Origin of the sequence: Candidatus Thiosymbion oneisti (assembly GCF_004359955.1) — a bacterium.
GTDB classification, from domain to species: domain Bacteria; phylum Pseudomonadota; class Gammaproteobacteria; order Chromatiales; family Chromatiaceae; genus Thiosymbion; species Thiosymbion oneisti.
The window spans coordinates 1-26,862 of record NZ_SMSC01000028.1; the positions used below are offsets into that span (position 1 = coordinate 1).

At 60.7% G+C, this 26,862-nt stretch carries 17 protein-coding genes and 2 pseudogenes; 6 read left to right on the forward strand and 13 right to left on the reverse strand.

Annotated elements, in window-relative coordinates:
* Positions 1-294: hypothetical protein (locus tag E1958_RS15595; RefSeq protein ID WP_133512690.1), on the reverse strand; the 294-nt coding region annotated here is incomplete at its 3' end.
* An 852-nt stretch (positions 295-1,146) separates the two neighbouring features.
* Positions 1,147-4,008, reverse strand: coding sequence for a type VI secretion system ATPase TssH (locus tag E1958_RS15600; protein WP_133512691.1), 2,862 nt, complete (start codon positions 4,006-4,008; stop codon positions 1,147-1,149).
* Between E1958_RS15600 and E1958_RS15605 the strand changes: the two genes are divergently transcribed.
* Positions 4,007-4,585 carry a hypothetical protein gene (locus E1958_RS15605; protein ID WP_133512692.1) on the forward strand — a complete coding sequence of 193 codons (579 nt, stop codon included), beginning with the start codon at positions 4,007-4,009 and terminating at the stop codon, positions 4,583-4,585. The two genes, E1958_RS15600 and E1958_RS15605, sit on opposite strands and share 2 nt — an antisense overlap.
* Before the next feature lie 120 nt (positions 4,586-4,705).
* Here the strand turns inward: E1958_RS15605 and E1958_RS15610 are convergent, their stop codons facing one another.
* The 5 genes from E1958_RS15610 to tssE form a co-directional block, all read right to left on the reverse strand.
* Positions 4,706-5,968, reverse strand: a complete 1,263-nt coding sequence (locus E1958_RS15610; protein WP_089727423.1) for a TRM11 family methyltransferase — start codon at positions 5,966-5,968, stop codon at positions 4,706-4,708.
* On the reverse strand, positions 5,965-6,777 hold the full coding sequence (locus E1958_RS15615; protein WP_089727422.1) for a hypothetical protein: 813 nt from the start codon (positions 6,775-6,777) through the stop codon (positions 5,965-5,967). Before E1958_RS15615 ends, E1958_RS15610 begins: the two co-directional genes overlap by 4 nt.
* A 275-nt stretch (positions 6,778-7,052) precedes the next feature.
* Positions 7,053-8,120 (reverse strand): type VI secretion system baseplate subunit TssG, encoded by a 1,068-nt coding sequence (gene tssG / locus E1958_RS15620; RefSeq protein WP_133512693.1) that lies wholly within the window; start codon positions 8,118-8,120, stop codon positions 7,053-7,055.
* Positions 8,084-9,958, reverse strand: a complete 1,875-nt coding sequence (gene tssF, locus E1958_RS15625; RefSeq protein WP_133512694.1) for a type VI secretion system baseplate subunit TssF — start codon at positions 9,956-9,958, stop codon at positions 8,084-8,086. Before tssF ends, tssG begins: the two co-directional genes overlap by 37 nt.
* A 17-nt stretch (positions 9,959-9,975) precedes the next feature.
* Positions 9,976-10,473, reverse strand: coding sequence for a type VI secretion system baseplate subunit TssE (tssE, locus tag E1958_RS15630; protein ID WP_133512695.1), 498 nt, complete (start codon positions 10,471-10,473; stop codon positions 9,976-9,978).
* 289 nt (positions 10,474-10,762) lie between these two features.
* On the opposite strand from tssE, the gene E1958_RS20430 reads away from it, so the two are divergent.
* Genes E1958_RS20430 through E1958_RS15640 form a run of 3 tightly spaced genes read left to right on the forward strand, consistent with a single transcriptional unit; the run spans position 10,763 to position 11,538 of the window.
* Positions 10,763-10,936, forward strand: a complete 174-nt coding sequence (locus E1958_RS20430) for a hypothetical protein (protein ID WP_165742145.1) — start codon at positions 10,763-10,765, stop codon at positions 10,934-10,936.
* 43 nt (positions 10,937-10,979) lie between these two features.
* Entirely contained in the window at positions 10,980-11,297 is a 318-nt protein-coding gene (locus E1958_RS15635) for a BrnT family toxin (protein WP_243725288.1), read from the forward strand.
* A gap of 10 nt (positions 11,298-11,307) precedes the next feature.
* Positions 11,308-11,538 carry a hypothetical protein gene (locus E1958_RS15640; RefSeq protein WP_207787879.1) on the forward strand — a complete coding sequence of 77 codons (231 nt, stop codon included), beginning with the start codon at positions 11,308-11,310 and terminating at the stop codon, positions 11,536-11,538.
* Positions 11,539-11,650: 112 nt separating this feature from the next.
* On the opposite strand, the gene E1958_RS15645 is transcribed toward E1958_RS15640, so the two are convergent.
* From E1958_RS15645 to E1958_RS15660, 5 genes and pseudogenes are all read right to left on the reverse strand, one after another.
* Positions 11,651-12,013 (reverse strand): hypothetical protein, encoded by a 363-nt coding sequence (locus tag E1958_RS15645; RefSeq protein WP_133512696.1) that lies wholly within the window; start codon positions 12,011-12,013, stop codon positions 11,651-11,653.
* A gap of 195 nt (positions 12,014-12,208) precedes the next feature.
* The gene (locus E1958_RS15650; protein ID WP_133512697.1) at positions 12,209-12,811 is read right to left on the reverse strand and encodes a hypothetical protein; all 603 of its coding nucleotides are present in this window, start codon (positions 12,809-12,811) and stop codon (positions 12,209-12,211) included.
* A gap of 109 nt (positions 12,812-12,920) precedes the next feature.
* On the reverse strand, positions 12,921-13,466 hold the full coding sequence (locus E1958_RS15655) for a M91 family zinc metallopeptidase (protein WP_243725289.1): 546 nt from the start codon (positions 13,464-13,466) through the stop codon (positions 12,921-12,923).
* Positions 13,467-13,496: 30 nt separating this feature from the next.
* Positions 13,497-13,745, reverse strand: a pseudogene (locus E1958_RS21380) (PAAR domain-containing protein); the annotation flags it as partial.
* Between the two features lie 14 nt (positions 13,746-13,759).
* Positions 13,760-15,922 (reverse strand): annotated as a pseudogene (locus E1958_RS15660) (type VI secretion system Vgr family protein); the annotation flags it as partial.
* A gap of 156 nt (positions 15,923-16,078) precedes the next feature.
* On the opposite strand from E1958_RS15660, the gene E1958_RS15665 reads away from it, so the two are divergent.
* Positions 16,079-17,212, forward strand: coding sequence for an IS110 family RNA-guided transposase (locus E1958_RS15665; protein WP_133512700.1), 1,134 nt, complete (start codon positions 16,079-16,081; stop codon positions 17,210-17,212).
* Positions 17,213-17,379: 167 nt separating this feature from the next.
* Positions 17,380-17,556 (forward strand): hypothetical protein, encoded by a 177-nt coding sequence (locus E1958_RS20435; protein WP_165742288.1) that lies wholly within the window; start codon positions 17,380-17,382, stop codon positions 17,554-17,556.
* A gap of 346 nt (positions 17,557-17,902) precedes the next feature.
* Here the strand turns inward: E1958_RS20435 and E1958_RS15670 are convergent, their stop codons facing one another.
* Positions 17,903-26,818, reverse strand: coding sequence for a two-partner secretion domain-containing protein (locus tag E1958_RS15670; RefSeq protein WP_166664674.1), 8,916 nt, complete (start codon positions 26,816-26,818; stop codon positions 17,903-17,905).
* Positions 26,819-26,862 lie beyond the last annotated feature (44 nt).

The window sequence follows — 26,862 nt, forward strand, 5'->3', positions numbered from 1 at the left end:
GCCGCGCATGGCACGCAGCAGTAGGACGTCTTCGCCGAGGGGGGTGGTGACCGCGAGGGTCCGGGCTTGTTGGCTCAAGGGCATGGCTTCTCTCTCCCGAAAATCGCGACCAAGTATCGATTGGACAGGCTCCGGGTGCAAGGGTTGGCACTCGCAATCGATGGTCCACCCCAGGAGTGCCCGTATACCGGATGGGGTGCCGGAGAAGAGCTTCCAACCGGAGGCGCTTCTTAGCGACGACGATGGAATAGAGATCGATTGCCGCACCGGCGACCAGTAACACTCGTCCAGCATAACGAAAATATCTGGCTCCCTTATATAGTGCTTGGCCGCCACGCCCCACCGGTGTGTGGTCCTGTATCCTAAATACGTTATAGGTTCCTCTTTGATTCCAGTGATAGTTGACCGTGTCGGTCTTTGGGTTATACCCGAAATCCAGGCGTAAATGCCGCTTGCCGAACTTGTCCTGGATAAAGAGCGTGGAAGTGGAGCCGCCTGGGGGAGGCCGTCCACGGGGAGAAAGCTCGATATACAGACCCCCGCTGCCGGGCACGGGAATACGGACTTTCGATGCTATACCGACACCGACGGGAACGGTACCGGAGATGGGCTCCTCGGACAGGACAGCATCGGTAGGCGGTGTTTCCGGCGTTTCCGAGGGTGTCTGGGTATGCTCAGGGGGCCTCAGAGGTGGGGTCTGGGAGATGAGTTCGGCGTAGTTGTGGAAGCCGGTCGGTCCGGGCGTCTCACCCAGCTCCGAGAACACGGATGGATCGGCTTGGTCGTTGAGTCCCAAGGGTCCCGGGGTCCTGGCAGGAAATATGCGTTGTCCGAAATCAGGATGGAATCACTGTTTGACCGGTAGGTATCCAAAGCGATTGCAAATCTTTTACTCAATTGATGGTGTTGCGCCTCTTTATTGGGGTAATCGATATTAGGGATATAACCGAAAACAAATGCCACTGATCTTTCATTCATGTTTTTCTTTACTTAGAACTGTTGGAGAGCCTGGTAGATCGAAATCAAAATCGGGATCGGAATCGCAATCGGAATCCCGATTTCGATCCCGATCCCGATTTCGGGTTATGACGCATCCCAATCGACTTGGCTACCTGACTGATGCGGTTCGCTGAATGTCAACACACCCTAGTCAAAGGCATACTCAAACCCACCCTCAACGACACTGATACCGACCCGTCCCAGCGCGTCCCCGGCGAGGGTGCGTTCGAGAATCTCCCGGCTGATCGCGGGCAGGACGGTATTGGTGAGGATGGCGTCCACCACCCGGGCGCCGCTCTCCACCTCGCGGCAGCGCTCGGCGATGAGGGCGACCACCGCATCGTCGTAGGTGAGGGGGACCCGATGGTTCTCCTCGATGCGCTCGGCGATGCGCCCGAGCTGGAGGCGGATGATGGCGGCGAGCAGCTCGTCGTTCAGCGGGTAATAGGGGATGGCGACCAGGCGTCCCAGCAGGGCCGCGGGGAAGGTCTTCAGCAGGGGCTGGCGCAGGGCGTTGGCGATTCCTTCCGGCTCGGGCATGAGCTCCGGGTCCTTACATAGACCCATGATGAGCTCCGTGCCCACGTTGGTGGTCAGCAGGATCAGGGTGTTGCGAAAGTCGATGTAGCGCCCTTCGGCGTCTTCCATCCAGCCCTTGTCGAAGACCTGGAAGAAGATCTCGTGCACGTCTTGGTGGGCCTTCTCGACCTCGTCGAGCAGCACCACGCTGTAGGGCTTGCGGCGCACCGCCTCGGTGAGGATGCCGCCTTCGCCGTAGCCGACATAGCCCGGCGGTGCCCCCTTGAGGGTGGAGACCGTATGGGCCTCTTGGAACTCGCTCATGTTGATGGTGACGATATTCTGCTCGCCGCCGTAGAGGGCCTCCGCCAGGGCCAGACCGGTCTCGGTCTTGCCCACCCCCGAGGGTCCGCACAGCATGAAGACGCCGATGGGCTGGTCTGGATTGTCCAACCGGGCGCGGGAGGTCCGGACGCGACGGGCGATCATCTCCAGGGCATGGCGCTGGCCGATGACGCGCTGGTTCAGGGTATCGGCGAGCTTGAGCACCGCCGCGACCTCGTTCTTGACCATGCGCCCCACCGGGATCCCGGTCCAGTCGGCGACCACCGCGGCCACTGCCTGGGCGTCTACGCTGGGGAGGATGAGCGGGGCCTCACCCTGGAGCCCTTGGAGCTCGGTCTGCAATGACTTGAGTTCGTCGAGCAGTTTGGCTCGTTGCTCCGCGCTGAGCGGTTGCCCCTCGTCTTCCGGCCCTGACGGAGCAGGCGTGGGCGGCGGCTCGTGGCCCGCCGGAGATTCCGGGCCGGGCGTTTGGGCATTGCCTTCCGATTCCGGCGGGGTCTGTATGGAGGGCGACTCGTCGTCCACCGGCAGGGTCTTGGTAGCCCCATCGGCGGTATCCGCCAGCGCCGTCTCGGTGCCTTCCACTTCATCGGTCCGTCCCCGCAGCCGGGCCCGTAGGTCCAGGATTCGGTCCACTAGACTCTGTTCTTGCTCCCAACGCCCTTCCAATGTCGCCAGGCGGTCTCGTTCCGCTTCCATCCGGTCCTGCGCGGATTGTTGCCGTGCGGCGGTATCCACGCCGACGGCGGTCTCGCGGTCGATGATGGCCAGCTCGGTCTCCAGTCCTTCGATGCGGCGACGGGCGTCCTCCACTGCTGCCGGGACCGCGCTCTGGCTGATGGCGACCCGGGCGCAGCTGGTGTCGAGCAGGCTCACCGCCTTGTCCGGTAGCTGCCGCGCCGGGATGTAGCGGTGGGAGAGCTTTACTGCCGTCTCCAGGGCCTCGTCGAGTATCTGCACGCGATGGTGCGTTTCGAGCGTGGTGGCGATACTCCGTGCCATGAGGATGGCGTTCCCCTCGTCCGGCTCCTCGACCTGGATGACCTGGAAGCGACGGGTGAGGGCGGGGTCCTTTTCGATGTGCTTCTTGTACTCGCCCCAGGTGGTAGCGGCGATGGTGCGTAGGGTGCCCCGGGCCAAGGCCGGTTTGAGCAGATTGGCCGCGTCGCCGGTGCCGGCGGCACCGCCCGCGCCGATCAGGGTATGGGCCTCGTCGACGAACAGGATGATGGGCGTCGGTGAGGATTGGACTTCCTCGATGACCTGACGCAGTCGGTTCTCGAACTCGCCCTTCATGCTGGCGCCGGCCTGCAACAGACCGATATCCAGGGTGCGCAGGGTGACGTCCCGGAGGGGGGGCGGCACTTCGCCGGCGGCGATGCGGTGCGCGAAGCCCTCGACCACGGCGGTCTTCCCGACGCCCGCCTCGCCGGTGAGGATGGGGTTGTTCTGCCGCCGGCGCATGAGGATATCCACGAGCTGCCGGATCTCCTCGTCGCGCCCGACGATGGGGTCGATCTCCCCGTTGCGGGCCCGTTCCGTGAGGTCGAGGGAGAACTGCTGCAGGGCCTCTTGCTTGCCCATCTGGGCGGGGGCCATGGCGCCGCTGGCCTCGCCCGGAGCCGCGCCGCCGCCGACCTGGAAGCCGTCGGTCGCGCCCAGCCGTTCTTCCGGGGAGCCGCTCAGGAGCTCGTCGAAGCGCTCGGTCAAGGCATCGACACCGATCTTGTCGAACTCCTTGGAGATGTTCACCAGTCCCGCGCGCAGGCCGCGGGTCTTAAGGATGCCCACCACGAGATGACCGGTACGCACCTGGGACTCGCCGAACAGCAAGGTGCCATAGACCCAGCCGCGCTCCACGGCCTCCTCCACATCCGAGGAGAGGTCGGAGATGGAGCGCGATCCCCGCGGGAGGCGGTCGAGGGCGGTGGTGAAATCCTGCGCCAGCCGGGACGGATCCAGGCCGAAGCCGCGGATGATGCGGTGCAGATCCGAGTCCTGGTTCTGGAGGATCTGATGGAGCCAATGCACCAGCTCGACGTAGGGGTTGCCCCGCATCTTGCAGAAGACGGTGGCGCTCTCGATGGCCTTATAACCTAAGCTGTTGAGCTTTCCGAACAATGCCGTGCGGCTGATTTCTGTCATGTTACGAACCCTCTATGATCCCGACACGGAAGAGTTATCCGCAAATGAACGCAAATCGACGCAGATGGATCAAGAGCCGTCGATGATGGCGAGCCGATTGCGACCGGTCTGCGTTACTAACCGTATCGAAACTAAAGCCATTGGTTCCCCTCCCCAACCCCTCTCCCGGCGGGAGAGGGGCTTTTGCGACACCCTCCCAAGGGAACGAGGGAGCAGACGCGGCATTACTTTCGATTTTCTTAGCAATTCGCATCCATTGGCGGTAAAAAGCGAAGTCGCCGGGATTCTGATTGAGTATGGGAAAATTATCCACCCGCTTCATTTGTCCCCAAATGACGCAGATTCTCGCAGATTAAAGGAAAATAACCACAGAGGACACAGAGGGCACAGAGAAAAGAGAATTGCTGAGAATGAGATGTCGCAACGCCAGGACGCCAAGACGCAGAGAAAAAACCTTTGCGTCCTTGCGCCTTTGCGTTCTCTTCTGTTCTCTGTGTTCTCGGTGCCCTCTGTGGTGCAAAAACGCAACCATGACAAAGCCTTTGATTGTGGGAAACGTTTTCGTATCTCTACTTAGGAGATAAGCTCTTCAATGGTTTCTAGTACCTAGGGTCTGTTGGCATTTTTAGACAGTCTCTAACGCTTCGATCCAGCGGTGGCGGAACGCCTTCCGCTGTAACCGGTTGTCAGCTGTTGTTCACTTTCTTGCACTGACGTCAAACTCGTAAAGCTCTTTCTTCGAGTTTCGTTTTCGAGTGCGTGTGATGCGCGCATCACTGAACCCTGACTCTGTGAGCATTTCGGCAAATAACCGCTCGACCGGAACGACCGTGTCATAAAACCTTGAGTTACCAATGATGTAGTGAACGGTCCCGCCTATCTTCATCACGTTCGCTACATCTCTGAGGTGGTGCCACATGTCTTCAAAGTACTTCGCGACGTAATTCGACAAGAGAATACCGCTCTTATTATCGGCCTTTCGTATTCCGGATAGAATCGTCTGGAAGTACGGTGGGTAGAAGCCATCGGGAGATCGATGCCACTCCAGAAGTCTACTGGTGGCTATTCCCCACGTCCCCCCAATGGTGGACCAGTCCATGTCACCAGCATCCCGGCCATTGTTTAGGTAACAGAGCCAGTACATGTACGGTCTCAACTCTCGAATGTAGGACATCCTGTTAGGATAGGGAGGCGATGTTATGAGCAAATCGTACTCACCGCAAACTACATTCGATATGGAACGGGAGTCACCGGCAATCACGCTCGCAGCACCGCTAGGATTGTTGCTGGCGGAACTGAGAATCTCCCGTCCCTCGGTACGTGCAATATAGGCAAGGTCGGGCTCCAAGTCGAACAATGCCGGTTGCCGCTCCTTTGAAGCGTCCACCTTCACTTTGTCCTTGAAGGACATTGACTGATGGTTGAATGCGGCGTTGGAGAAGTTGATTACGAGACGACAGAAAACGACGAGTAGCAGGTCTCGGGTCGCACAGTCGTGGCGAATAGTATTATCCAAGGCCGCCTTGAATTTACACAGGAAATCCAGCTTCTCCGGGTTCCACCACCTTTGGAGGTTGTGCATCGGAGGTGGGGCCACGGGCCTGGCCTGCTTACGGGTCGCTTGGGAGATCAGGTGGGCGAGCGCATCACTGGCACGACGAACGCAAGCAGGAGAATAGGTGGCGAGTTTGACGTTTCCGAACCATGTGAGGAAAGGGTTGATCTCTACTCCGGTCGCGGTGTTACCAGCGTAGGCGGCACAAAGAGGGGTTGTGGCGGTCCCGGAAAAAGGATCGAGAACCCGAATCCCTCGATCCGAAGCCGTCAAGATTTCGGAGACAAGTTTCACGGAGTATGCAGGCGTGAGACGAAGCCAACCGTGCCTTCCATAGTGGCGGTTGAGCTTGAAAGTTAGATCGGCGTTTTGCTGAGCTGATTCGGAAAATTGAACCTTACTCATGATGGCGTCAAGAGTGCCATGAGCATGGCCTCTACCTCCTTCCTGATGGCGGGACTATTGCGCTGGAAGAAACCGGCAAGATCGTATCCGATCACATCTTTGCAAAAGCCGTAAAACGATTCGTCAGAGGAAGCATTGTCCGTCAACCCCGTGAGGAGCATCCATCTTTCGTTGCGGTAACGCTGTGCAATATCTTCGTCTATCTGAAGCGAGAGGATTCCCGCGCAAGGAAGGAGCCCCTTCGTGTAAGCCGTAGCCGCATTGGCAATGTCCGCATTCTGCCGCTTGGAGTCCTTGCTCTTGTAACCCTGTCGGATCTCGAAGACGATACCTTGTAGGGTCTTGGCAATGGCAGAATCGATATCAATCCGGTTTGCGGCATTCCGCATCCAGGATCGAACGCGACGCCTTCGCGCGGTATCTGCGATACTCGAAATGGGGATACGTGCATCGAGGTGAAGTTTCCGCGCCTTTCCGCCGCCCACACGCGGAAGCGTATAGGACCACCTCACGTCTTCGTCGTTTAGGTCAAGTTGGTCTTGCAGGATACGCCTGAACAGAAACTCGCAGCCCATGCCGATTTGCCGATAGATACTGGTCATCCCCCCTGCGGCTTTGTGGGCCGCGTACATGAGGGGATTGTCAAGGCCAAGCCAATTGTAGAAGGGATCAGCCCTGTAGATACGCTGGAACTCGTCGAGTTCATATCCGGCCTTTGCACCATGGCCGAGTTTCGGCTTGTACGTGGCGCAGACCTGAATATAGCCCGTGAGAATGGCCAAATAGTCCTCGTCGGTCGATTGGGTCATTCAATATCTCGCATCATCGATTTTAGTCATTCCGATTTGGTCCTTGGTTTAAGGGATCACGATCCACATTGACAGCCATATCATCACTCCAAGTCCGAACACGCTGTCTGCCTGGCGGCAGGCCAGTTAGCCCGACCCAGGTCTTTTTAATCCGCAGATTACGCAGATTTTCACAGATTGTTTTGTTTTTTCATCTGTGAAAATCTGCGTAATCTGCGGATAAAGGATGTCGTTCGCCCGCGCTCGGATAACTGTCAACAACCCCTAACTCAGCCTCAAGCCACGGGCATCCTGGGTGGCAAACCCCCGTCGTCTCCCTGCCAGGCCATAGCGTCCAACAAAAGGTCATCGCCGTCCCTTGCCAAGGGGCGGCTGGTGAGCCAGGTGGTCCAGCCCAGCAGACCGACCGCACCGAGCCGGATGGGCGGGACCTCCGCTCGTTTCAGGACCGGATTTAAGTCCCAGCTCAGTTGGTCACCCGTATAGTTGCGCACGACGGCAACCACACGTGCCAAGCTGGCGCCGCCGGGCAACAGGCGCTCATAGTCCTGCATCCCCAGCGGGCCGATGCGGACCCGGAACTTGGACTGCCGGTCCCAGACCCGGGCGCCGACGATGGTGTTCACCCCCAGGGCACCGGTGGCCGGTGACTCGCCCAACCGCCAGTGCTGATCGGTGGGGAGGGAGAGCCAATGCCCGACCAGCTCCTCGATCCGTACCGGGAGCTTGAGGAAATCCGCGAGGATCGACCGCAGCCCATCGGCATGGCGGGTCTGGCAGGACAGATGGCCCGCATAATGACGCTTGGCCAGATCGGGCATAGCATCGCGGTTGCAATAGGCCGGCATCCCGATGCCGAACAAGGACCCCACATAGTCGCCGAAGCGGTCCGCCTCCGGGCGGTCGAAGCTTACCGTGGGCTGGGCCTGTGACCAGCCCCGGTAGAACAGGCCCAGGATCCGGTGGTTGAAGACGTCCAGAAAACGGGCGAAGGTCGGGTCGTCGACGTTGCGGAGCCGGTCCCGGGCATATTCGGTGAGATGCAGGGGCAGGGGACCGTTCGGTCCCAGCAGCCCGAGGAAGCGGACCTCCAGGCGCGGCGGTCTGCCGTCCGTATCGGCCTGGAAGCCGGCAATGGTCGCGGGGGCAAAGGTGGTGGCGGGTTCTTGCCCCAGCCGTACCGGATCGTCCGCCGCCCTGGTCGCGCTGCCCAGGCGGGGCTGGTGGCGGTAGAGATTCTCCAGCCGTCGCAACGCCTGGAAGAAATCGAACCCGAAGGGCGCCTCCCCGAGGGCTGAAAACAGATCTACAGGATCTGTCTGCGGCCGATGGTTGCCGGCCATCGCATCATCTCTCCCCGGTTTGTCTTGAGGACCGTCTCCGTAAAGGAGTTGATAGCCGCATAGCGGGCAAAAAAGCGCTCGAGTACCGCACCGAGCAGAAATACCCCGCTCCCCTCGAAGGCGGTCTCGTCACAGGACAGGGTGATCTCCAGGCCGCGGGCATAGGTCACGGGTCGCGCTTCGGGCAGGCGGCGGGTAATGGGCCTGGAGGTAACCGATTGCACCCCCTCGATCTGCCTGCGGATGGCGGCGTCGGCGGCGTCGCCGTAGAGCGCCAGCAGTTCGCGCAAGGCCGCCGCGCCGTCCTGGCCCCCGTCGACAATCGACAGATAGTTGAGGGACAGGTGGCTGATGAGGCGCCAGGCGGTATCGCCGTGGGCATGGGAAGGACGCGGCGCGGTCGGCCCGGCGACGACCCGGATCGCCGCCACCGGCGCGCCTTCCGCTATGCCGAAGTCGGTGCTCCCGGTACCGATAGGTAACTGCAAGGGCAGATCACGGTTGGTACAGAGGGTCGTTACTCCGAGCTGGTACAGGTCGCTCCGGTACGGGGTCTGGGCGGTGTCCACCAGGTCGAGGTAGACCTCGCTACCGATATAGCTGGTCCGAGGTCCCTCTCGGCGTTGGCGGGACGACAGGCGCCGCGGGACTCGATGCAGGCTGTAATAGGCCGGGTGATCGCCGGGACTGGTCAGATCGTGGGCGGCATAGAAAGGCAGGAATGTCTGCAATTCCCGCTCGGCCTCCGTGTACCCGGCGACGCTGTTCACCTGATAGACCTCATAGTCCAGCGGGCGGGTACGGTCCGGAATCAGGTGGTGTTCATGGACGCCCTCGGACAAGCGGATGCGGTCGCAGCGTTTGGGAAACAGATTGATGGCGGGGGTGCAGAACAGAGCGAAGTTCGAGGCATCCAGGCCCTGCTCCAGCACAGGGTCACGCCGCGGCAGCAAGATAATGATATCGAGCTCCTTGCTCGCCGTGCGTCGCAGGGATGCGGACAAGCCGCGCAGCTCGACGAATAGGAAGCGTTCGGGAAAGGCAAAGTATTCGTGCAGGTTACGATAGCCCTGAAAGGAGGTCGGAGGATAAGGGAGAAGCGCGTCTTCATCCGCGAACCCCCGAGGGACGATCGACGATGCAGGATCGAGCAGATCACACCAGGGCAGGGGACGTGCGGTCGGTTGGACGATGACCACCACCGGCTGTGCCGACAGCAGCTCATAGAGACGGAACGGCAGCTCGTCGGCCCCCCGCAGGAACAGAGGCAGGTGATCCAGTGTCAACCGGTCCAGGGTCAGGTCCGCGGTACAGCGCAGGCGTAGCCTGATGCCGGCCTTGCTGCGTTTGAGCACCCTAAGGTCGGTCTTGACCACGGGACCGGCATGGACAAAGTACTCAGCCGCGGTGAGTTCCAGGGGCCACAGGGTAATCTCGTGGGCAGTACGATATTCACAGGCCGTGCGCTGTCCCTTTACCTTCTCACCCTTCAACGGGCTGTTGCGGGGTACGACATAGCCTTCCGCCAAGGCCCCCTCGGCAAGGTCCGGCTGGAACCGGACCACCGCCATCGAGGGCATGGGTGCGAGGTAGTGGGGATAGACCACCTCCAACAGGTGCTGCGTAAAGGTGGGGAACTGGGCGTCGATCTTGAGCTGGACCCGGGCCGCGAGATAGGCAAAGCCTTCCAGCAACCGCTCGACGTAGGGATCGGCGCACTCGAAACCACTCAGGCCCAGGCGCCCGGCGATCTTCGGAAACTCCGCGGCGAACTCCCCGCCGATCTCGCGGATATGTTGCAGCTCACGGTTGTAATATTCCAGGTGGCGGGGGTCCATGATCAGCTACTCGGCAGTTACCGCTCGGAGACCTCGAAGGCCCCGGACTCCAGATCGACCTCGGTCTTGAGATAGAGCTGCTGTGGCAGTGGTTGGCCCCAGAGCTCCCCTTCGATGTCGAACCGGACCGCGTTGTGGCTCATGCTGTCCGCGTCGACCACCGCGCGGACCTCCAGACTATCGGGCAGGATACGGGGCTCGAAACGCTGGATGATGTCCTTCAGGCCTTTCTCCAATGAGCCGACTTCCAGACCAGAGACGTTCTTGCCCGCCAAATCCGGCAGGCCATAGTTGAGCACCGAATCGACCACGTAGGGGTAGGGAGATAAGTCCTGCACCGAGGCCAAATCGACGGCGTTGAGCAACCACTGGAGGTCGCGAATCACGGAGCTGCGCAACTGACGGGGAGAAAGCACCCGCTGCTCCCGCGACTCCTTGTCCTGGCGCGGCTCGTCATCCGTGAGCCGATCCAGCAGCGAGGGCTGAAGCCGTTCCTTTGGGATGAGTTCGGCCATATGGATCTCTAGAAGGGTGTTGACATTTAGAAAATCTGTACAGCGAACGCTACAGAAACTTGTCATTCCGAGCGGAGCGAGGGATCTTAAGATCCCTCGCTCCGCTCGGAATGACAGTGTGTTGCGACCATTTCACAGATGAAAAACAGCCGGTTAGATTTAAATGTCAACACCCCCTAGTATACCTGCCCTGGACCGCACTTCCCCGACTGGTAGGCCGAGGTCGAAAGGTGATTACGACAATTTTTACGATAACAGTTCGGAATCCATGAATCCATAGGGGGTTGACATGGCAATGCCTTCACAACACGCACAAACCTTGATCGAGAAGATCCGGTCACTTCCGGTAGATCGGATCGCCAAGATGGAGGATTCCGTGGATTCCCTGAAGCAACGGGAGTCGGCCAAACAACCTCCCACACGTAAACCGCTGGATTTTCCGGTGATCAGCGTAGGGAAGTAGCCCGATGATTTAAGTCTGTGCCGCGAGGAGGGATACGAGCAAAGTGGGTGTTTCAAAGATCGCACTACTTGACGTTGCCTGGGATAACGCAAAGGCTCAGAGTAATCTAGTCAAGCATGGGGTCACCTTCGCGCAGGCTGTGATGGTTATGCTTGACCCGCTGGCGCTGACCGTATTCGATGAAGCCCATAGCGACACGGAGGAACGCTGGTTTACTTTGGGGCAAACCAGCGAGGGCCGTTTGCTGGCCGTGTCGCATACCTACCAACTCCTGGATGCCGACACGGCAAGAATCCGCCTGATCTCGGCACGCGAAGCCACACCTCGGGAACGGCAGCAATACCAGAACGAACCTCGGTAAGGTGAAGACGATGACGACACAAGCACATGACAATGACGACATACCCGAGGAAATCGATTTCTCTGGCGGCACACGCGGCAAGTTCTATCACAAAAATGCGCAGCTGCAACTGCCCATCCATCTGGAAACCAGTGTGCAAAATAAACTTGCCGCCATTGCTAATGCCAAAGGCGTTGATCTCTCGGTATTCGTGAATGATTTGCTCAAGAAAGATATTGAGTTGATTCAGATGAGCCGCTAAGAGGAAAAAGCCCAACTCAGTGGTTGGGCTTTTGATTCAGCAAACAGTTTCTAATCGCGTGATCCGGTTACGATATCAGCAGTGTAGCTGTCAAGAGTGTCAACAGCCCCTATCAGTTGACCCGGACCTGCTTTCCCTGTAGCTCGACGTCGCCATTGCCCTTGAGGTTCAGGTTGCCGGCGGCGTGGATGTGCGCATCGGCCCCGCTCTCGATGCGTACTTCATCGCGGCCACGAATGGCCACACCTTGTGCCTCGAATTCCAAGTGGCCTTCCGTCCGTATCTGCAGGCCACTGTCGAAGCGAAGCACCGGCCTCCCCGCCTCGGCCACTTCGACGCTCAGTGTGACCTGACCGTGCGGATCAAGGATACGCAGCCGGTTACCCCGAGCATCATTCTCAATGACAAGGGTCTGCTGCCCCACCAATGGGAGGGAGGTCGCCTCACTCTCTGCTGCTGTAGTCATACTTTTCATGGATCCCGCTCCTTCGTCTCGACGAGCGCTGTGGTGTATCCGACCGTGATTGTTCCCCTAGGGGTTGTTTGGTCGCTAGTAGGGAGTAGGAACAAAATGTGTGTCCCTTTCTTTCTCTCGACTGAGTCATGGTCGGAAGGTGTGCGGCGATTTTCACGATAACAGTTTGGAATCCGTAAAGAGCCATTGAGTATATCAGTCAAACCTCTCGAATAGATCCTGGCGTTGTCTGACCATCAGGTCACATGCAATGACCGGCGATTTCCAGACCTTTGTCGAACGCATAATTCCGGGGTATCGTACCTCATAGGCATCATCGATGGTCGTTGTCTGGACACTCATATCCTCTTGCGACATGAAATAACCAATCCATAGCTGCACCCCGGAGGCTTTTTTGGTTTGCCATTTACTCGAATCAGTAGGCCAATAATAGGGGTTGTATTCCGCAATGGGCAAAGAAAACGCAAGTTCAACTTTCCGCGATTCACCTGGTCGAAGGACATGAGCATAGGGTACGATGGACAAGTAGACGGATTTCATTGTTGGTAGTGGGTGGATAAACAGGCCAATTTTCACTATGCCATCTTCTCCGAACGAAATATATGCCTTGTGTTTATCCACTACTGGCAAACTTTCCACGTCAAAGCCCCAAAGCTGGTCAAGGATATAAGCGGGAATAGCAGCCTGATTGCTTACGGCGTAACGCATGGTCAATACCTTTGTATCTCTCTCTATCCCAAATTGGAAGACCAGGCCCTCATCAACCGTCTCCGCGGGTGACGAAACCGGATTTTTCATGTTGCACCTCATGCTATGTACCGAGGTAGACCCCATTATCAAGACCGAGATCAACCCAAAATAAGCCAAGGTCCAGCCAAGTTCGATGTTCCTCATAGATCGGACCAAGCTATGCAGTACTATGATCTGCGCGATTTGGAATACCACGATCATCTCGATAACGATTCTCCTCTTCGATCGTTATTTCTTCGTCCCTATGAGGGTTGTTAGGGTTTTTCGCCGGGGAAAAGTCGGCCTGCCCTGAAGAATAATGATCAGCATGCGCGAGCTCATGCTGAAGAACTACGTCAGCGGGTACTCTTATTGTTGGGTCGGCAGCAGTGGAAGGCTCGAAGGTAGGATTATACTCTATGGTACTACTTGAGCCTCTTGTCGGATCCTGAGCTGCTGCCCTATCGTAACTGATTCTTCCATTTGCGCCACTTGTTTCTAAGATTGTCACAGAATGTCTACCATTATCGATATTTTCCAGCGTTGTCAGACCCTGCGGGTCGCGTGTCGGGTCGGATGAAGGTGTCGTTGCAATTTGTCCTATGTCCCCAAGGGTCCGTCCCTGAAAATCCGGTGTGCCTTCGATCCTAATATTATTTCCAACCTGTATCGATCCATCTGCGTTGACTGAAATCGGAAAGGGGAAATTACCCATCCCGATCATGACCGTGTCACATCCCCCAATAATAACCCCACCATGAACGGTCGGATCTCCCTGCCGGGCCGCTGGATATTCGTTAATCAGAACAGTTGGCGAACCTAATGCAATCTTGTCCGTAGGCCCTGTACATGTCGCCGGATCTCCCATTCTCGCGGCCGGTTTCCCTCCGATCTGGACATCGCTTGACCCTTGAGCGATAGGCCCTCCCACATGGGGCTTAGGGCCTGGGTCCACCAGGGGACAGGTATGCTGATCGCCGACGCGGGCTGCTGGCCGTGCCATTGTTTCTTACCCCGCTAGCGATTGATCTTGACCAAAGGACCTTTGATTTCGATCAGTGCCGGCGTCAGAGTTATCGTGGAAGCTCCAACCGATAAGGTAATCTTGGTTTTACCAGTAAGGAGGATCTCGGTCGCAGAAATCGAGTGTTTATTAGCGGTCGAGTGGGACGTATCGTTGCCGACATCGATACTCAGATTACCCCCGATGGTCTGCGTGGAATGCAGGCCCACCTCCTCTGTCTTTGTTCCGCCGACAGTGGTATTCATCGCCCCGCCGACGCTGACTTGATAGGCCGCACCAATGCTCAATGCCTTGGCGGCACCGATGCTCTCCGCCTTGGCGATGGCAACGGTCTCCGATTTACTGCCGGCGATAGTTACCGTCTCGTTGCCGCTGACCACTTCGATCCGATTGGCGCCTATCGTTATGGTCTGGTTTTTGCCGACTCTTTCTTTGCGGTCCTGCCCCACGCGGCTGGTCTCGTTTCTGCTGACCCACGCTTTACGGTCCTGGCCGATGGCGGTGGTCTCGTTTCTGGCAACCCGCTCTTTACGATTCTGTCCGATACGGATGGTCTCGTCATTGCCGACGGTCTTGGCACGATCCTTCCCGATCTGGATGGTCTCGTTGTTGGTGACATCCCGGCTGCGATCATGCAGAACATGCTCGCGCAGGTCGTGTTCGATGGTGCTGTCTTTGTCGAATTGACCATGCTCACGGATCAGCTCCTGGCCCTTGGTGTCGTCCATGATGTATTCGTTGTAACCACCGCCGCCCTTAGTGCTGTTGGACATGAGTCCGCTGACGGCGGCGCCGGCGGGGAGACCGTAGGGGGGCTTGTTGACGCCGTTGTAGACCCGGCCGGTGATGATGGGCCGGTCGGGATCACCTTCCAGGAAGTCGACAATGACTTCTTGGCCGATGCGGGGGATTGCCACAGCGCCCCAGTGCTTGCCGGCCCAGGGGTGAGCAACCCGCACCCAGCAGGAGCTCTGCTCGTCGGATTGGCCGTAGCGGTCCCAGTGGAATTGGACCTTGACCCGGCCGTATTGGTCGGTCCAGATCTCTTCGCCGGCTTTGCCGACCACGATGGCGGTCTGGGGACCCTGGACCCGGGCCTTAGGGGTGTTCCGTGGTGGACGATAGGGCGTTTTGGCGTCCAGGGCGGTGAATTCACAGTGGAAGACCGGGCCGGTGTTCGCCGTTCCGGAGGAGCCGAAGACATCGGAGCGCAGTTGGTAATCGGCGGAGAGGAGCAGGTATTCCCGGTTCTGGTCTTGGCGGGGATACTTGGTCAGCTTGAAGCGTGCCCCGGTGGCCAGGCCACGGGCATTGCCGCTGCCCTTTACGGTCTCGTAATCCACATGCAGTTCTTCGATGCGCGCCCGCACCCAGCCATCGCCCTGATCGTACTGGGTGTAGCCGCCCGGGTAGTCGTAGCGCTCCAGATCCGCCCGGGCATGCTCATGCGGGTGGTCCCGCTCAGTCAGCAGGTCTTTGCGCGGCGCTGTAAAGTCGAAATCGGTGTGGACGAAGGCCCCGGACTGGACCGCTCCGGCCACGGACCAGCCGGAGATATGGTCCCGTTCCCGCAGTGCGGTCTCATCGGGGGGGTAGTAGGGGATTTCCTCGTAGCCGGCGATAGAGCGGTGGGCACCGTTGTCGTCGGCCAGGACCAGGGTGTGCTTGTCGGCCTCGTGCCGAAAGAAGTAGTGGATGCCTTCCTGTTCCAGCAACCGGCTGATGAACGCGAAATCTGTCTCCCGGTATTGCACGCAATAGCGTCGTGGGAGGTAGAGCTCGTTAATCAAGAATTCCTGGAAATCGATGTAGCCATGCTCGCGGAAGATTTCTTTGACGATCTCCGGCACCGTCTGGTCCTGGAAGATGCGGCAGTCGGTGGTGCAGGAGAGCAACCAGAACCAGGGGACCAGGGTGGCCTGGTAGATGGCAAGGCTCCCGTCGAAGCCGGTGTGGGAAAAACGGCTGACGATGCCGTTGAAGTAGCGCGTTTGGTAATCCGGCAGTTCCAGCCGCACGGTGGCGGGTTGGCCGAGCAGGTCTTCGTGCTTGATATTCACAGACTTGCTGATGAGTTCCAGTTGGTATTCGAACAGGGTGCTCAGGTGTTCGCGGCCACTCATGGAACGCAGGAGCAGAACATCTTCGCCGAGGGGGGTGGTGACCGCGAGGCTGCGGGCTCATTGGCTGAGGGGCATGGTTGCTCGCTTCTGAGAGGTTGCCTAAAAAAGGGCCGTAGGCGGTAGATCCTATGAAGGCCCGCAGCGGGTTAACCTTAAGGGGCAAACCAAGCCAAAGAGGAGAACCCAAAGATGACTGCGGACCTTCAAGCCCAAGAGTACGAGAATGCAACGGTGCTGTACATGGCACTGGAGCTGAGCAACACGAAGTGGCGGTTGGCGTTCGGCGACGGCACGCGGCAGCGCCAAGTGGTGATCGCAGCGGGCGACATAGCGGCCCTGTGCGAGGAACTCACCAAGGTGAAGGCGAAGTGGGGGCTGTCGCCGGAGGTGGCGGTGGTGAGTTGTTACGAAGCGGGGCGGGACGGTTTCTGGGTGCACCGGCAGTTGGGCAAGTTGGGGATCGCGAACCAGGTAGTGGATGCGGCCAGCATTGAGGTCTCCCGACGTGCGCGGCGTGCGAAGACGGATCGGCTGGATGCCGAGGCGCTATTGGAGAAACTGATTCGCTACGCACGAGGTGAACGCCGGGTGTGGCGGGTGGTGCGGGTGCCGGAGCCGGTGTGGGAAGACCTGCGGCAACTACACCGCGAACGCGAGGACTTGCTCACTGAACGCACGCGCCATCGCAATCGGCTGAGTAGTAAACTGGTGGCCCAGGGGGTGCGGCTCCCGATTGGCAAAGACTTTGTGGCGCGCCTGGAAGCGGTAAAACTGTTCGACGGCAGCGGATTGCCGGCGCACCTGAAAGCCAGCTTGATCCGGGAATGGGAGCGTCTACAAGGGGTGCAAGCGCAGTTGCGGGCCGTTGAGCAAGCGATCAGCGAGCTGATTGAAAGCGCTGACCGTACCCAGGGGGTGCGCTCGCTCATGTTGCTGACCGGAGTGGGCTGGGTCAGTGCGTGGGTGCTGGTGATGGAGCTGTTCGGTTGGCGGGAGCTGACCAACCGCCGGCAGCTGGCGAGTCTGGCCGGGTTGGTGCCGACGCCGTACAGCAGCGGTAACCTGGCGCGCGACCAGGGGATCAGCAAAGCGGGCAACCGGCGGGTGCGGGCGCTAATGATCCAGTTGGCCTGGCTGTGGCTGCGTTATCAACCGGACAGCAAACACAGTTGCTGGTTCCAGGAACGCTTCGGCGGTGGTAGCAAACGCCAGCGCCGGATCGGCATCGTGGCCCTGGCGCGGCGTCTACTGATCGACCTGTGGCGGTTTGTCGAATCGGGTGTGGTGCCGGCGGGGGCCCGTTTAAAGGTCGGCGTTGCCTAACCGACGCCGGGATGAGCCGGTCTACCGGTCATTGAGCGATCGGCAACCAGGGGGGATCCAGAACGCCTCGACAGGAGGCCAAGTCAGCCCGTTTGTACCCTTTCCTGCGGTCGCGCACGCCCGTAACCCAGCCAGGTCGAGAACCGGACCGACATTGTAGATGGGGCGTGTTCACCGCGGGTGTCACCGGCGCCAAGGGGCGCATGCACGATGAGGTGACCGGCCACGGGCCGGCACGGATAGAAGGTGGTCGCGGCACGGTTCGTGCCCACTTTGAACGACACCCGACGCAGCGCACGGTACGAACAGGTCGCAGCGAGTCGAACCGAACGGCGTTGGTGTGAGCCACCCGTGGCCCACCAGTTCCATGCAATCCAGGAGGAACCGGCTACCGTGAACGACAACACCTAAAGCACACTGACCGCCGGATTGAGCCGGCGAAAAAACCAACGCCCTGGGGGTTGACAAGCGGGGCCTCATAGAAGGCTGGGTTGAGGAACGAAACCCAGCTTTTACGAGCAAGCTTGGTTCGCTGGGTCTCGTCCCTCGACCCAGCCTACCGATTTAAAATCAATGTGTTAGTTTTTAGACAGCCTCTAACGCAACCTACGCCCAAAGTGAGGTCCGCGTAGGCCGGCGGCATGGAGGGAGTACGGTGTCGCGCATGCAAAAATTCGTTCCCCAGTGTACTCACTCCGCTTCGGAGCCCGCTGCTGCTTCATCCTCATCACGCCTCCTGTTCTCTCCCCAGATGGCTTCGTTGGGGCTGCTCAAATACATCAAATCCAGCTCGTCATTGACGCTGTAATCGGGAACCGCGTAGGCCTCGGCCAGGTTCTCGAACAGACTGCGCGTCAACTGGAGCGAGGAATCGACGACCGTATCGTGCCGAATCAGGAATCCCGATAGATCGAAATCCGAGATGATACGGCGCCCGGCCTCGAGCTCGACGATACCCTTATCCGTACTGACGATATTGCGTATAACGAGGTCGCTTTGCGCTGCCTCGGCGCACAGCCGAATATCGCCGCTTCCTACGACGCGCACCCGACCAAGAATGTCGAGCCGTCCGTAATCCGGTGGCGAGCCGAACCCCTGGGTGGTCACTTCGATGTCACCATTGTGGGCCGTGATGCCGGTCAGCGGATTGGCCCCTGTGGTCGTACCGATCACCAGGTTGCCCTGCGTGCCGTCTACCTGCGTCGCGAATACGCCACCGCCGGCGGCCTCCGCAGCGAGGATAGCCACATCGGTCAGGATCGGGGCATCCGCTGTGCCGATGGCCTGACCGCTGCGCAGGGCCAGGGTCCCCTGGTTGTCGCTCCTGGTCCGCAGCAGCCCTCTCCCCAGCGTCCCCTGGTTGTCGCTCCTGGTCCGCAGCCGCCTCCCCTCGGCTTGCCGGATCGATCCGTCTGCGGTGAGCTCCAGGTCACCGGAGTCCGTTGCCACCTCACCGCCTATAACCAGATCGCCGGCGGTGGCGGTGAGCCGAATGTCACCGCTTGCGAAGGCCTGCACATCCCCTGCTTCGACGACCATCTCGCCGCCTGATCTTATATCGATATCCGCTCCCGCCGCCGCGCTGATTCCGGTGGTCGAAGCCAGGGTCACCGCATCGGTTTCGGCCAGATAAATGCCGCCGGAACGAGTCGTTTGGGCATTGATCGTGTCTACAGCCGTGTCGATATCGGCGGCCGCGCCCGGCGCACCGATGCCGGTGGCCGCGGTCAGACTGAGGTCGCCGGCGACCAGGTTTTCGTTACCCGCGCCTTCAGCCGCCGTGTTGTCACTGATCGCACCCGCGGTCGCGGTGACGGCGATGGCATCGGCACCGGCATCGATACGACCCAATGCGACGCTACCCTGGGCCCTGAGTTCGGCATTTCCAGCCGCCTGGTAGAGGGTGCCGTCGGCCATGTCGATGTCGCCGGCCGCGGCCACGGCGGTGATGGCGCCGCTGGTGGCGGTAACGTCTCCAGCGGCGGTATGCGCGATGCCGGTGCCGCCGGAGAGCTCGACCTCGCTGCCGCTGACGGCAGCGGCAAGGATCAACCGAGCCGCCGCACCCAGGCTTGAAGCACCGCCGGCGGTGACCTGATCCTCGACTTGCAAGTCATCGGCCCTGGTGGTCAGCCTGATGGCTCCACCCCCGGCGGTAGTGACCGCTCGGGCCACAGTCAGGGCACCGCCGGCGGTGACCTCGACGGCTCCGCCCCCATCGCCGGTGGTTACCGACGCCTGGTTGCCCAACTGCACCGCGTCGGTCTCGGCCAGGTAGATACCTCCCGATTGGGTGCCGGCATCGATGGTATCGGCGGCGGTGTCGATATCGGCGGCCGCACCTGAGGCACCGACGCCGGTGGCCGCGGTCAAACTGACGTCACGACCGACCAGGTTCTCGTTACCCGCGCCTTCAGCCGCCGTGTTGTCGCTGATCGCCCCGGTCGCGGCAGTGACGGTGATACTGGTACCGGCCTCAACACGACCCAGTGCAACACTGCCCTGGGCCGTGAGACTGGCCGCCCCCCCGGCGCTGTAGCGGGTACCGTCGGCCATGCTGATGTCGTTGGCCGCTGCCGTGGCGGTGATGCCGCCGCTGGAGGTGACGTCTCCGGCAGCGGTGTGCGCGACGCCGGCGCCGCCGGAGAGCTCGACCCCACTGCCGCTGACGGCCGCAGCAACGATCAACTGGCCCGCTGCATCCAGGCTCAAAGCACCACCGGCGGTGACCGCCTGACCGACCTGCAAATCGCCGGCCGTAGTGGTCAAGCTGATTGCCCCACCCCCAGCGGTAGTGACGGCCTGGGCTACGGTCATAGCGCCAGCGGTGACCTCGATAGGCCCGCCTCCGCTGCCGGTGGTTACTGGGCCCAGTGTCACAGCATCGGTCTCATCGATGAAAATGCCGCCGGTAGTGGTCTGCGCGTCGATGCTACCCGCGGCAGTGTCGATATCGGCAGCACCACCCGACGCACCGATGCCGGTAGCTGCTCGTAGGGTAAGAGAACCACCGACGAGGTTCTCGTTACCCGCACCTTCAGCCGCCGTGTTGTCGCTGATTGCCCCGGTGGTGGCAGTGACAGAGATAGCGGCACCGGCCTCGACCCGACCCAAGGCGATGTTATTCTGCGCCGTGAGACTGACCGCTCCCCCGGCGCTGTAGCGGGTACCGTCGGCCATGCTGATGTCGTTGGCCTCAGCCGTGGCGGTGATGGTGCCACCGGAGGTGACGTCGCCAGCGGCAGTGTGTGTGATGCCGGTGCCACCCGTAAGCTCGACATTGCTTCCACTGACGGCCGCGGCGATGTGCAACAAGCCTGCCGCATCGAGGTTGACGGCATTGCCGGCACCACCGGCGGTGATCGGTCCGCTAACGCTGAGTCCGGCGTTGGTGTTGGTCAGGGTGATGGCCCCGTCGTTGGTGGTGACGGTGCTAAAGGTCACCGCCCCGCCTCCGCTCTGATCGAATCGGATGTCGCCGCTTGCATTGCCGGCGGAATTGGTGCTGGTGAGGCTGGTGACAGTGACGGCAGAGGCTGAAGTATTGTCGATGTCGATGCCGCCATCGGTGGTGTCGGCGCTGATGCGAGCCGTTGCCAACTCCAAGGCCGTGGTATCCCCGATGCCGGTAGCGGCATCGAGATCGGCGATAGCGGCCGTGACCAATCCCGCACCGTCGATGGCCCCGGCGGAGGTGATGTGCACTTCGTCATCCGTGGCGGTTGTGGTGCCGGTGAGGGTGATGTCGCCGGAGCCGAAAGTGGTAAGGGTGAGGTTCTTGCCCGTACCGCCGGCCTTGATCGGTCCGGTAACCTTCAGTCCAGCACCCGTGTTGGTGAGTGTAACGGCCCCATCGTCGGTGGTGACGGTGGCGAAGTCTACTGCTCCGCCTCCGCTCTGATCGAATTGGATGTCGCCGGTGCCACCACTGGTGAGGCTGCTCACGGTGACCTGGGAGTCCAGGGTGTTGTCAACATCAACGCTACCATCGGTGGTGTCGGCGCTGATGCGAGCCGCTGCCAACGCCAGCGGCGTGGCGCCTCCAATGCCGGTAGCGGCATCGAGCTCGGCGATAGCGGCCGTGACCAATCCCGCGCCGTCGATGGCCCCGGCGGAAGTGATGTGCACCTTGTCATCCGTGTCCGAGGGAGTCCCGTCATCTGCGGCGGTGGTGGTCCCGCTGAGCGTGATGTCGCCGGAGCCGGTGGTGGTAAGGGTGAGGTTCTTGCCCGCACCGCCGGCCTCGACCGATCCGGTAACGCTCAGGCCAGCACCCGTGTTGGTCAGGGTGATGGCCCCATCGTTGGTGGTGACGGTGGCGAAATCCACCGCTCCGCCCCCGCTCTGATCGAACCGAATGTCACCGGTGCCGCTGCTGGTGAGGCTACTCACAGTGACCTGGGAGCCCAGGGTGTTGGCGATGTCGATGCCGCCATCAGCGGTATCGGCGCTGATGCTGGTTGCAGCGGTGTCGATATCGTCGCCTACCGTCGCACCACCAATGCCGGTGCCTGCGGTCAGGCTGATGGCGCCGCCCACGAGGTTTTCGTTACCTGGGCCTTCAGCCGCGGTGTCGTGGTCACTGATTGCACCGCCTGCAGTGACGGTGATGTTCTTCCTATCAGCGTCCGTACCAGCCACGACACGACCCAATGCGATGTTACCCCCACGTGCCGCGAGACTAACCGCCCCCCCGGCGCTCAAAAGGCCGCCGTCGTTCACGCTCAAGGCAGGACCGTCGGCCGTCTCCAACAGACCCGCCGCATCCAGAACCAGATCGCCACCGGCCCTGACTTCGGCATCGACCTGTAGATTGCCGGCCGTGGTGGTCAGATCGATTTTCCCATTCCCGGCGGTGGTGACCGCCTGCGCTACGGTCATATTGCCGCCGGAAGTAACCTCGATGGCTCCACCCCCAGTGGTCATCGACTCAGTGGTCCCCGACTTCGTGTTGCTGCTGCCCAAGGTCACATCGCCGGTCTCAGTGATGAAAATACCGCCGGTGGCACCAGTGATCTTCGCGTCGAGGCTGACCGCCTCGGTGTCGATATCGCCGGTATCCACTGAGGGGTCGTTTTCCTTCGCACCGATACCGCTGCCCGCAGTCAGGCTGATATCGCCACCAACGAGGTTCTCGTTGCCCGCATCTTCACCCGACCAGGCGTCGCTGATCACACCACTGGTCGCAGTGACGCTGATGGTGTTGCTATCGGCCACGACCCGGCCCAAGGCCACATTGTTCGCCGCCGTGAGCTCGACCGCTCCGGTGGCCGTGATGGTCTGGTCATCAATCACCAGATCCCCGGCATCAGCGGTCAAGGTAACGGCTCCCTCGGTCCCGGTGGTAGTGACCGCTTGGCCTACCGTCAGGGTGTTGCCGGCGGTGACTTGGATTGGTCCAGCGGCGGTGACTGCTTCTGTGTTGCCCAAGGTCACCGCGTCGGTTTCAGCAATGAAGATACCGCCGCTGGCACCAGTGATCTTCGCGTCGATGCGGTCCGCGGCAGTATCGATATCAGTGGTTTCACTCTCACTCGTACCGATACCACTGCCTGCGGTCAGTTTGATATTGTCACCGACCAGGTTTTCCTCCTCGTTACCGTCTTCAACCTTGGAGTTGTTGTCGGTGACCGTACCGCCCGCAGTGACGGTAATATCCTTCCAATCAGTTTCCGTACCGGCAACGATACGACCCAATTCAACATTGTTCCCCGCCGTCAGGGTGACATCCCCACTGGCCTTGATCCTCTGGTTAGTGATCACCAGATCGCCGGTGTCAGCAGTGCCGGCGGTCAAGCTGACGGCTCCTCCGGTCCCGGTGGTAGTGACCGCTTGGCCTACGGTCAGGGTGTTGCCGGCGGTGACCTGGATCGGTCCAGCGGCGGTGACCTCTTGGGTATTGCCTAACGTCACTTCGTTGGTCTCGGCCAGATAGATGCCCCCGGTGCCGGTGGTGACATCGATGCGGTCCGCCTTAGTGTCGATAGCGTCAACCGTGCCCGACTCATCAATGCCGATGCCGCTGCCTGCGGTCAGGTTGATATTGCCGCCGACGAGGTTCTCGTTGCCCGCGCCATCACCAGAGGTCCAGTTGTCGCTGATCGCGCCGCCGGCGGTGTTATCGCTGTCCGCAGTGACGGTGATGGTGTTGCCACCAGCCTCGATACGACCCAAGGCCACATTGTTCGCCGCCGTGAGATCGACCGCTCCGGTGGCCGTGATTTTCCGGTCATTGATTACCAGATCCCCGGCATCAGCAGTCAAACTGACGGTTCCTTCGGTCCCGGTAGTGGTGACCGCTCGGCCTACCGTCAGGGTGTTACCGGACGTCACTTGGATCGGCCCACCGGCCCTGACCTCCTCGCTGTTGCCCAACTGCACCGTATCGGTCTCGGCCAGATAGATGCCCCCGGTGCCGGTGGTGACATCGATGCGGTCCGCCTGGGTGTCGATGTCGTCAATCGTACCCGACTCATCAATGCCGATACCGCTGCCTGCGGTCAGCTTGATATTGTCACCGACCAGGTTTTCTTCTTCTCTCTGTTCGCCGTCTTCTGTAATAACCTTGGAGTTGCCGTCTGTGATCGCTCCGCCCGCCTTAACGGTGATGGCGTGCCTCTCCTCATTGTCCCCGTCAAGGTTCGTAACAGCGACGACCCGGCCCAAGGCCACATTGTTCGCCGCCGTGAGAGTTACATCCCCGCCGGTTGTGGTGTAGACAGTGCCGTCGGCCATGCTGATGTCGCCGGTCTTCGCCGTGGCGGTGATGTCGCCGCCAGTGGAGGTGACGTCTCCGGCAGCGGTGTGCTTGATGCCGGTGCCACCTGTGAGCTCGACACTGCTTCCGCTGACGGCTGCAGTAATGCTCAATAGGCCCTTTGCATCCAGGCTCAACCCGCCGCCGGCCGTAACTTCAGCATTGACCTCCAGGTTGGCCGGATTGACCTGCAAGTCGTCGGAGTTGATGGTCAAGCTGATCGCTCCACTCCCGGTAGTAGCGACGGTTTGGGTCACGGTCATGGTGTCGCCGGCGGTGACTTGAATGTCCCCACCCCCACTGCCGATGGTGATGGGCGCTGTGTTGCCTAGTCGCACGGCATCGGTCTCAGCGATGTAAATGCCGCCGCTGCCGGTGGTGGCGTCGATGACGCTCACCTTGGTGTCGATATCCTCACCTGCGGTGCCAATGCCGCTGCCCGCGGTCAGGGCGAGATTGGCGCCCACCAGGTTTTCCTCCTCGCTGCCATCGGCCTTAGTCTCGGAGTTCCCGTCGGTGATCGCACCGCCTGCGGTGAGGGTGATGTCCTTCCGGTCAACAGCCGTACTGGCGATGATTTGACCCACGGCAAGATCATTGGTCTCGTCGATGTAGATGCTGCCGCCGGCTTGTGCGTCAAGCTTAGTCGTGACAACCGTGTCGATCGCGCCGTCTCCCGTCGCACCGATAGCGCCACCCGCGGTCAGGCTGATATTGCTGCCCACCAGGTTCTCCTCCTCGCTGCCATCCGCCTTAACCTCGGAGTTGTTATCGGTGATCGCACCGCCTGCAGTGAGGGTGATGTCCTTCCGGTCGGCAGCCGTACCGGCGATGATTTGACCCACGGCGAGATCGCCGGTCTCATCGATGAAGATGTCGCCGCCGGTGGCCTGCGCGTCGAGCTTGGTCGCTACAGCCGTGTCGATATCGGCGTTTCCTGTCGCACCGATAGCGCCGCCCGCGGTCAGGCCGATATTGCCGCCCACGAGGTTCTCCTCTTCGCTGCCATTCGCCTTAACCTCGGAGTTGTTGTCGGTGATCGCGCCGGTAGTGGCGATAATGGTGATGTCGCCGGCGCCAGCATGGATACGGCCCAACCCGATATCGTTTGCCGCCGTGAGGTTGACGTCCCCTCCAGCGCCTGCAGAAACATCAATGGTGCCGTTGTTTGTTATGTTGCCGCCATTCGGTATGTTGTTGCCCTGGGCATCAACGCCCTGGGCAATGATGGTAACCCCCATGCGGTCTCCGGCATCGGCACTCGTTGGTCCAATGGTGACGCCGTTATTGATGATGACGTCGTTGTGTGCCGTGAGTGTCAGGGTGACCTGCTGGTCGCCGGCGGCCTCAGCCAAATTAGGCTGGATGTCGGCGGCAACAGTGATGTTGCCCGGACCGGAGGTTTCAGTTCCATAGCGGGGCGTAACAGCAGTGTCCGTACTCACTATAACGTTGCTCCCTCCCTCCAATGCATCCTCGATTTTGCCTGCTTCGATGTCCTCGATCTTGATATCTACTGGATCGATCAACCAGGTCCCCGGATTACCGGCAGGTGCGGAGGCGTCCACCTGGGCCGCCGCGATGTCAATGGTCCCGGCGGCAGAGGTCTCGATAAAGCCGCCGTCACCGCCGTGCTGACCGCCCCGGGCCGTCAGCTTGCCGTCGATCCTGGCCGTTTGCTGCCCATAGACGATGATGCTGCCGCCGTCGCCAAAGCCGGTGGCGTCGGCGATGATCCGGGCCTCGGGCGCCAGGATCACCCGGTCGGCATTGCGGCCGGGGCCCTGGCCGCCCCGGTCTCCGCCGATGCGGATGTCGCCGCCGCCCGCGCCGCCGCTGGCCTTTACCAGGGATTTGCGTCCGAGTCTGAGCTTGCGACCCCGTATGTCGATCTTGCCGCCCCGGCTGCTCCGCGACGAGGCATCCAGGGTACCGGTCACGGCCACGGCGCCGTGATTGCCGCCGTCCAGGACGATCTCGCCTCCGTCCGCGTAGGCGCTGCGTGCAGTCACCTTGCCGCCCACCCGGATCGCCTGGTCGACGATGCCTTCGGCGGCAGCGGCGGTGATCAATACCCGTCCGCCGTCGACCTGGATGATCCCGTTGTTCTCGGCCAGGGCCTCCACGCCTGCCGGTTTGCGGGTCACCGGTGAGCCGGTCTCGAAGTGAATGAGATCGTCGCCATAGAGATCCACCGCGAAGGTCTTGGCCCCGGCGATGACGACGGTCGAGCCCTGGCCTTCGATGACGCCGTCGTTGCGGGCATGGGGGGCCACCAAGGCCCCGAGACCGCGCTCGCCGAGCGAGATGTGGCCGCGGTTGATGACCTTGGCATGGGGATTGGGGCTCGGGCGGTCGAACTGGTAACGCCCGGCCATGAAGTTGTCATCGGCGATATCCGCGGTGGTGGCCAGAAAGCCTTGGGCCTTAACTGTACCGTTCCGTCCGACGGTGACGCCGTTCTGATTGATCAGCCACACATTGCCGTTGGCCCGCAACTGCCCGTTGATCCGGGACGGACGGTTGGTGACGACCCGATTGAGGGCAATGGCGCGCCTGCCGGGCTGGTCGAATTGGGTGACTTCGCCTTTCTCGATGCTGAAACCGTTCCAGTTGATGACGGCCTTGCCGCTGTGCTGATCGATGGTTACCTGCCCCGGTTGGGTGGCGATATGGGCATTGCCGCGGACCACCTTACCGCCGGTGGGATTGGCGCCGATGATGGGGGCTGTGAGCATGAGGACGATACAGGCCGCCGTCGCAGCCAGGGGTAGATCGAGACGCTTGCCTGGTTTAGAAGATGCCGTAGCGGCAGGCGTTTCGACACGCGGATTCCAAGACTTGAACATCAGAAGACTCCTCCATTTTCGTCCGGCATTTCCATCCGGCATTT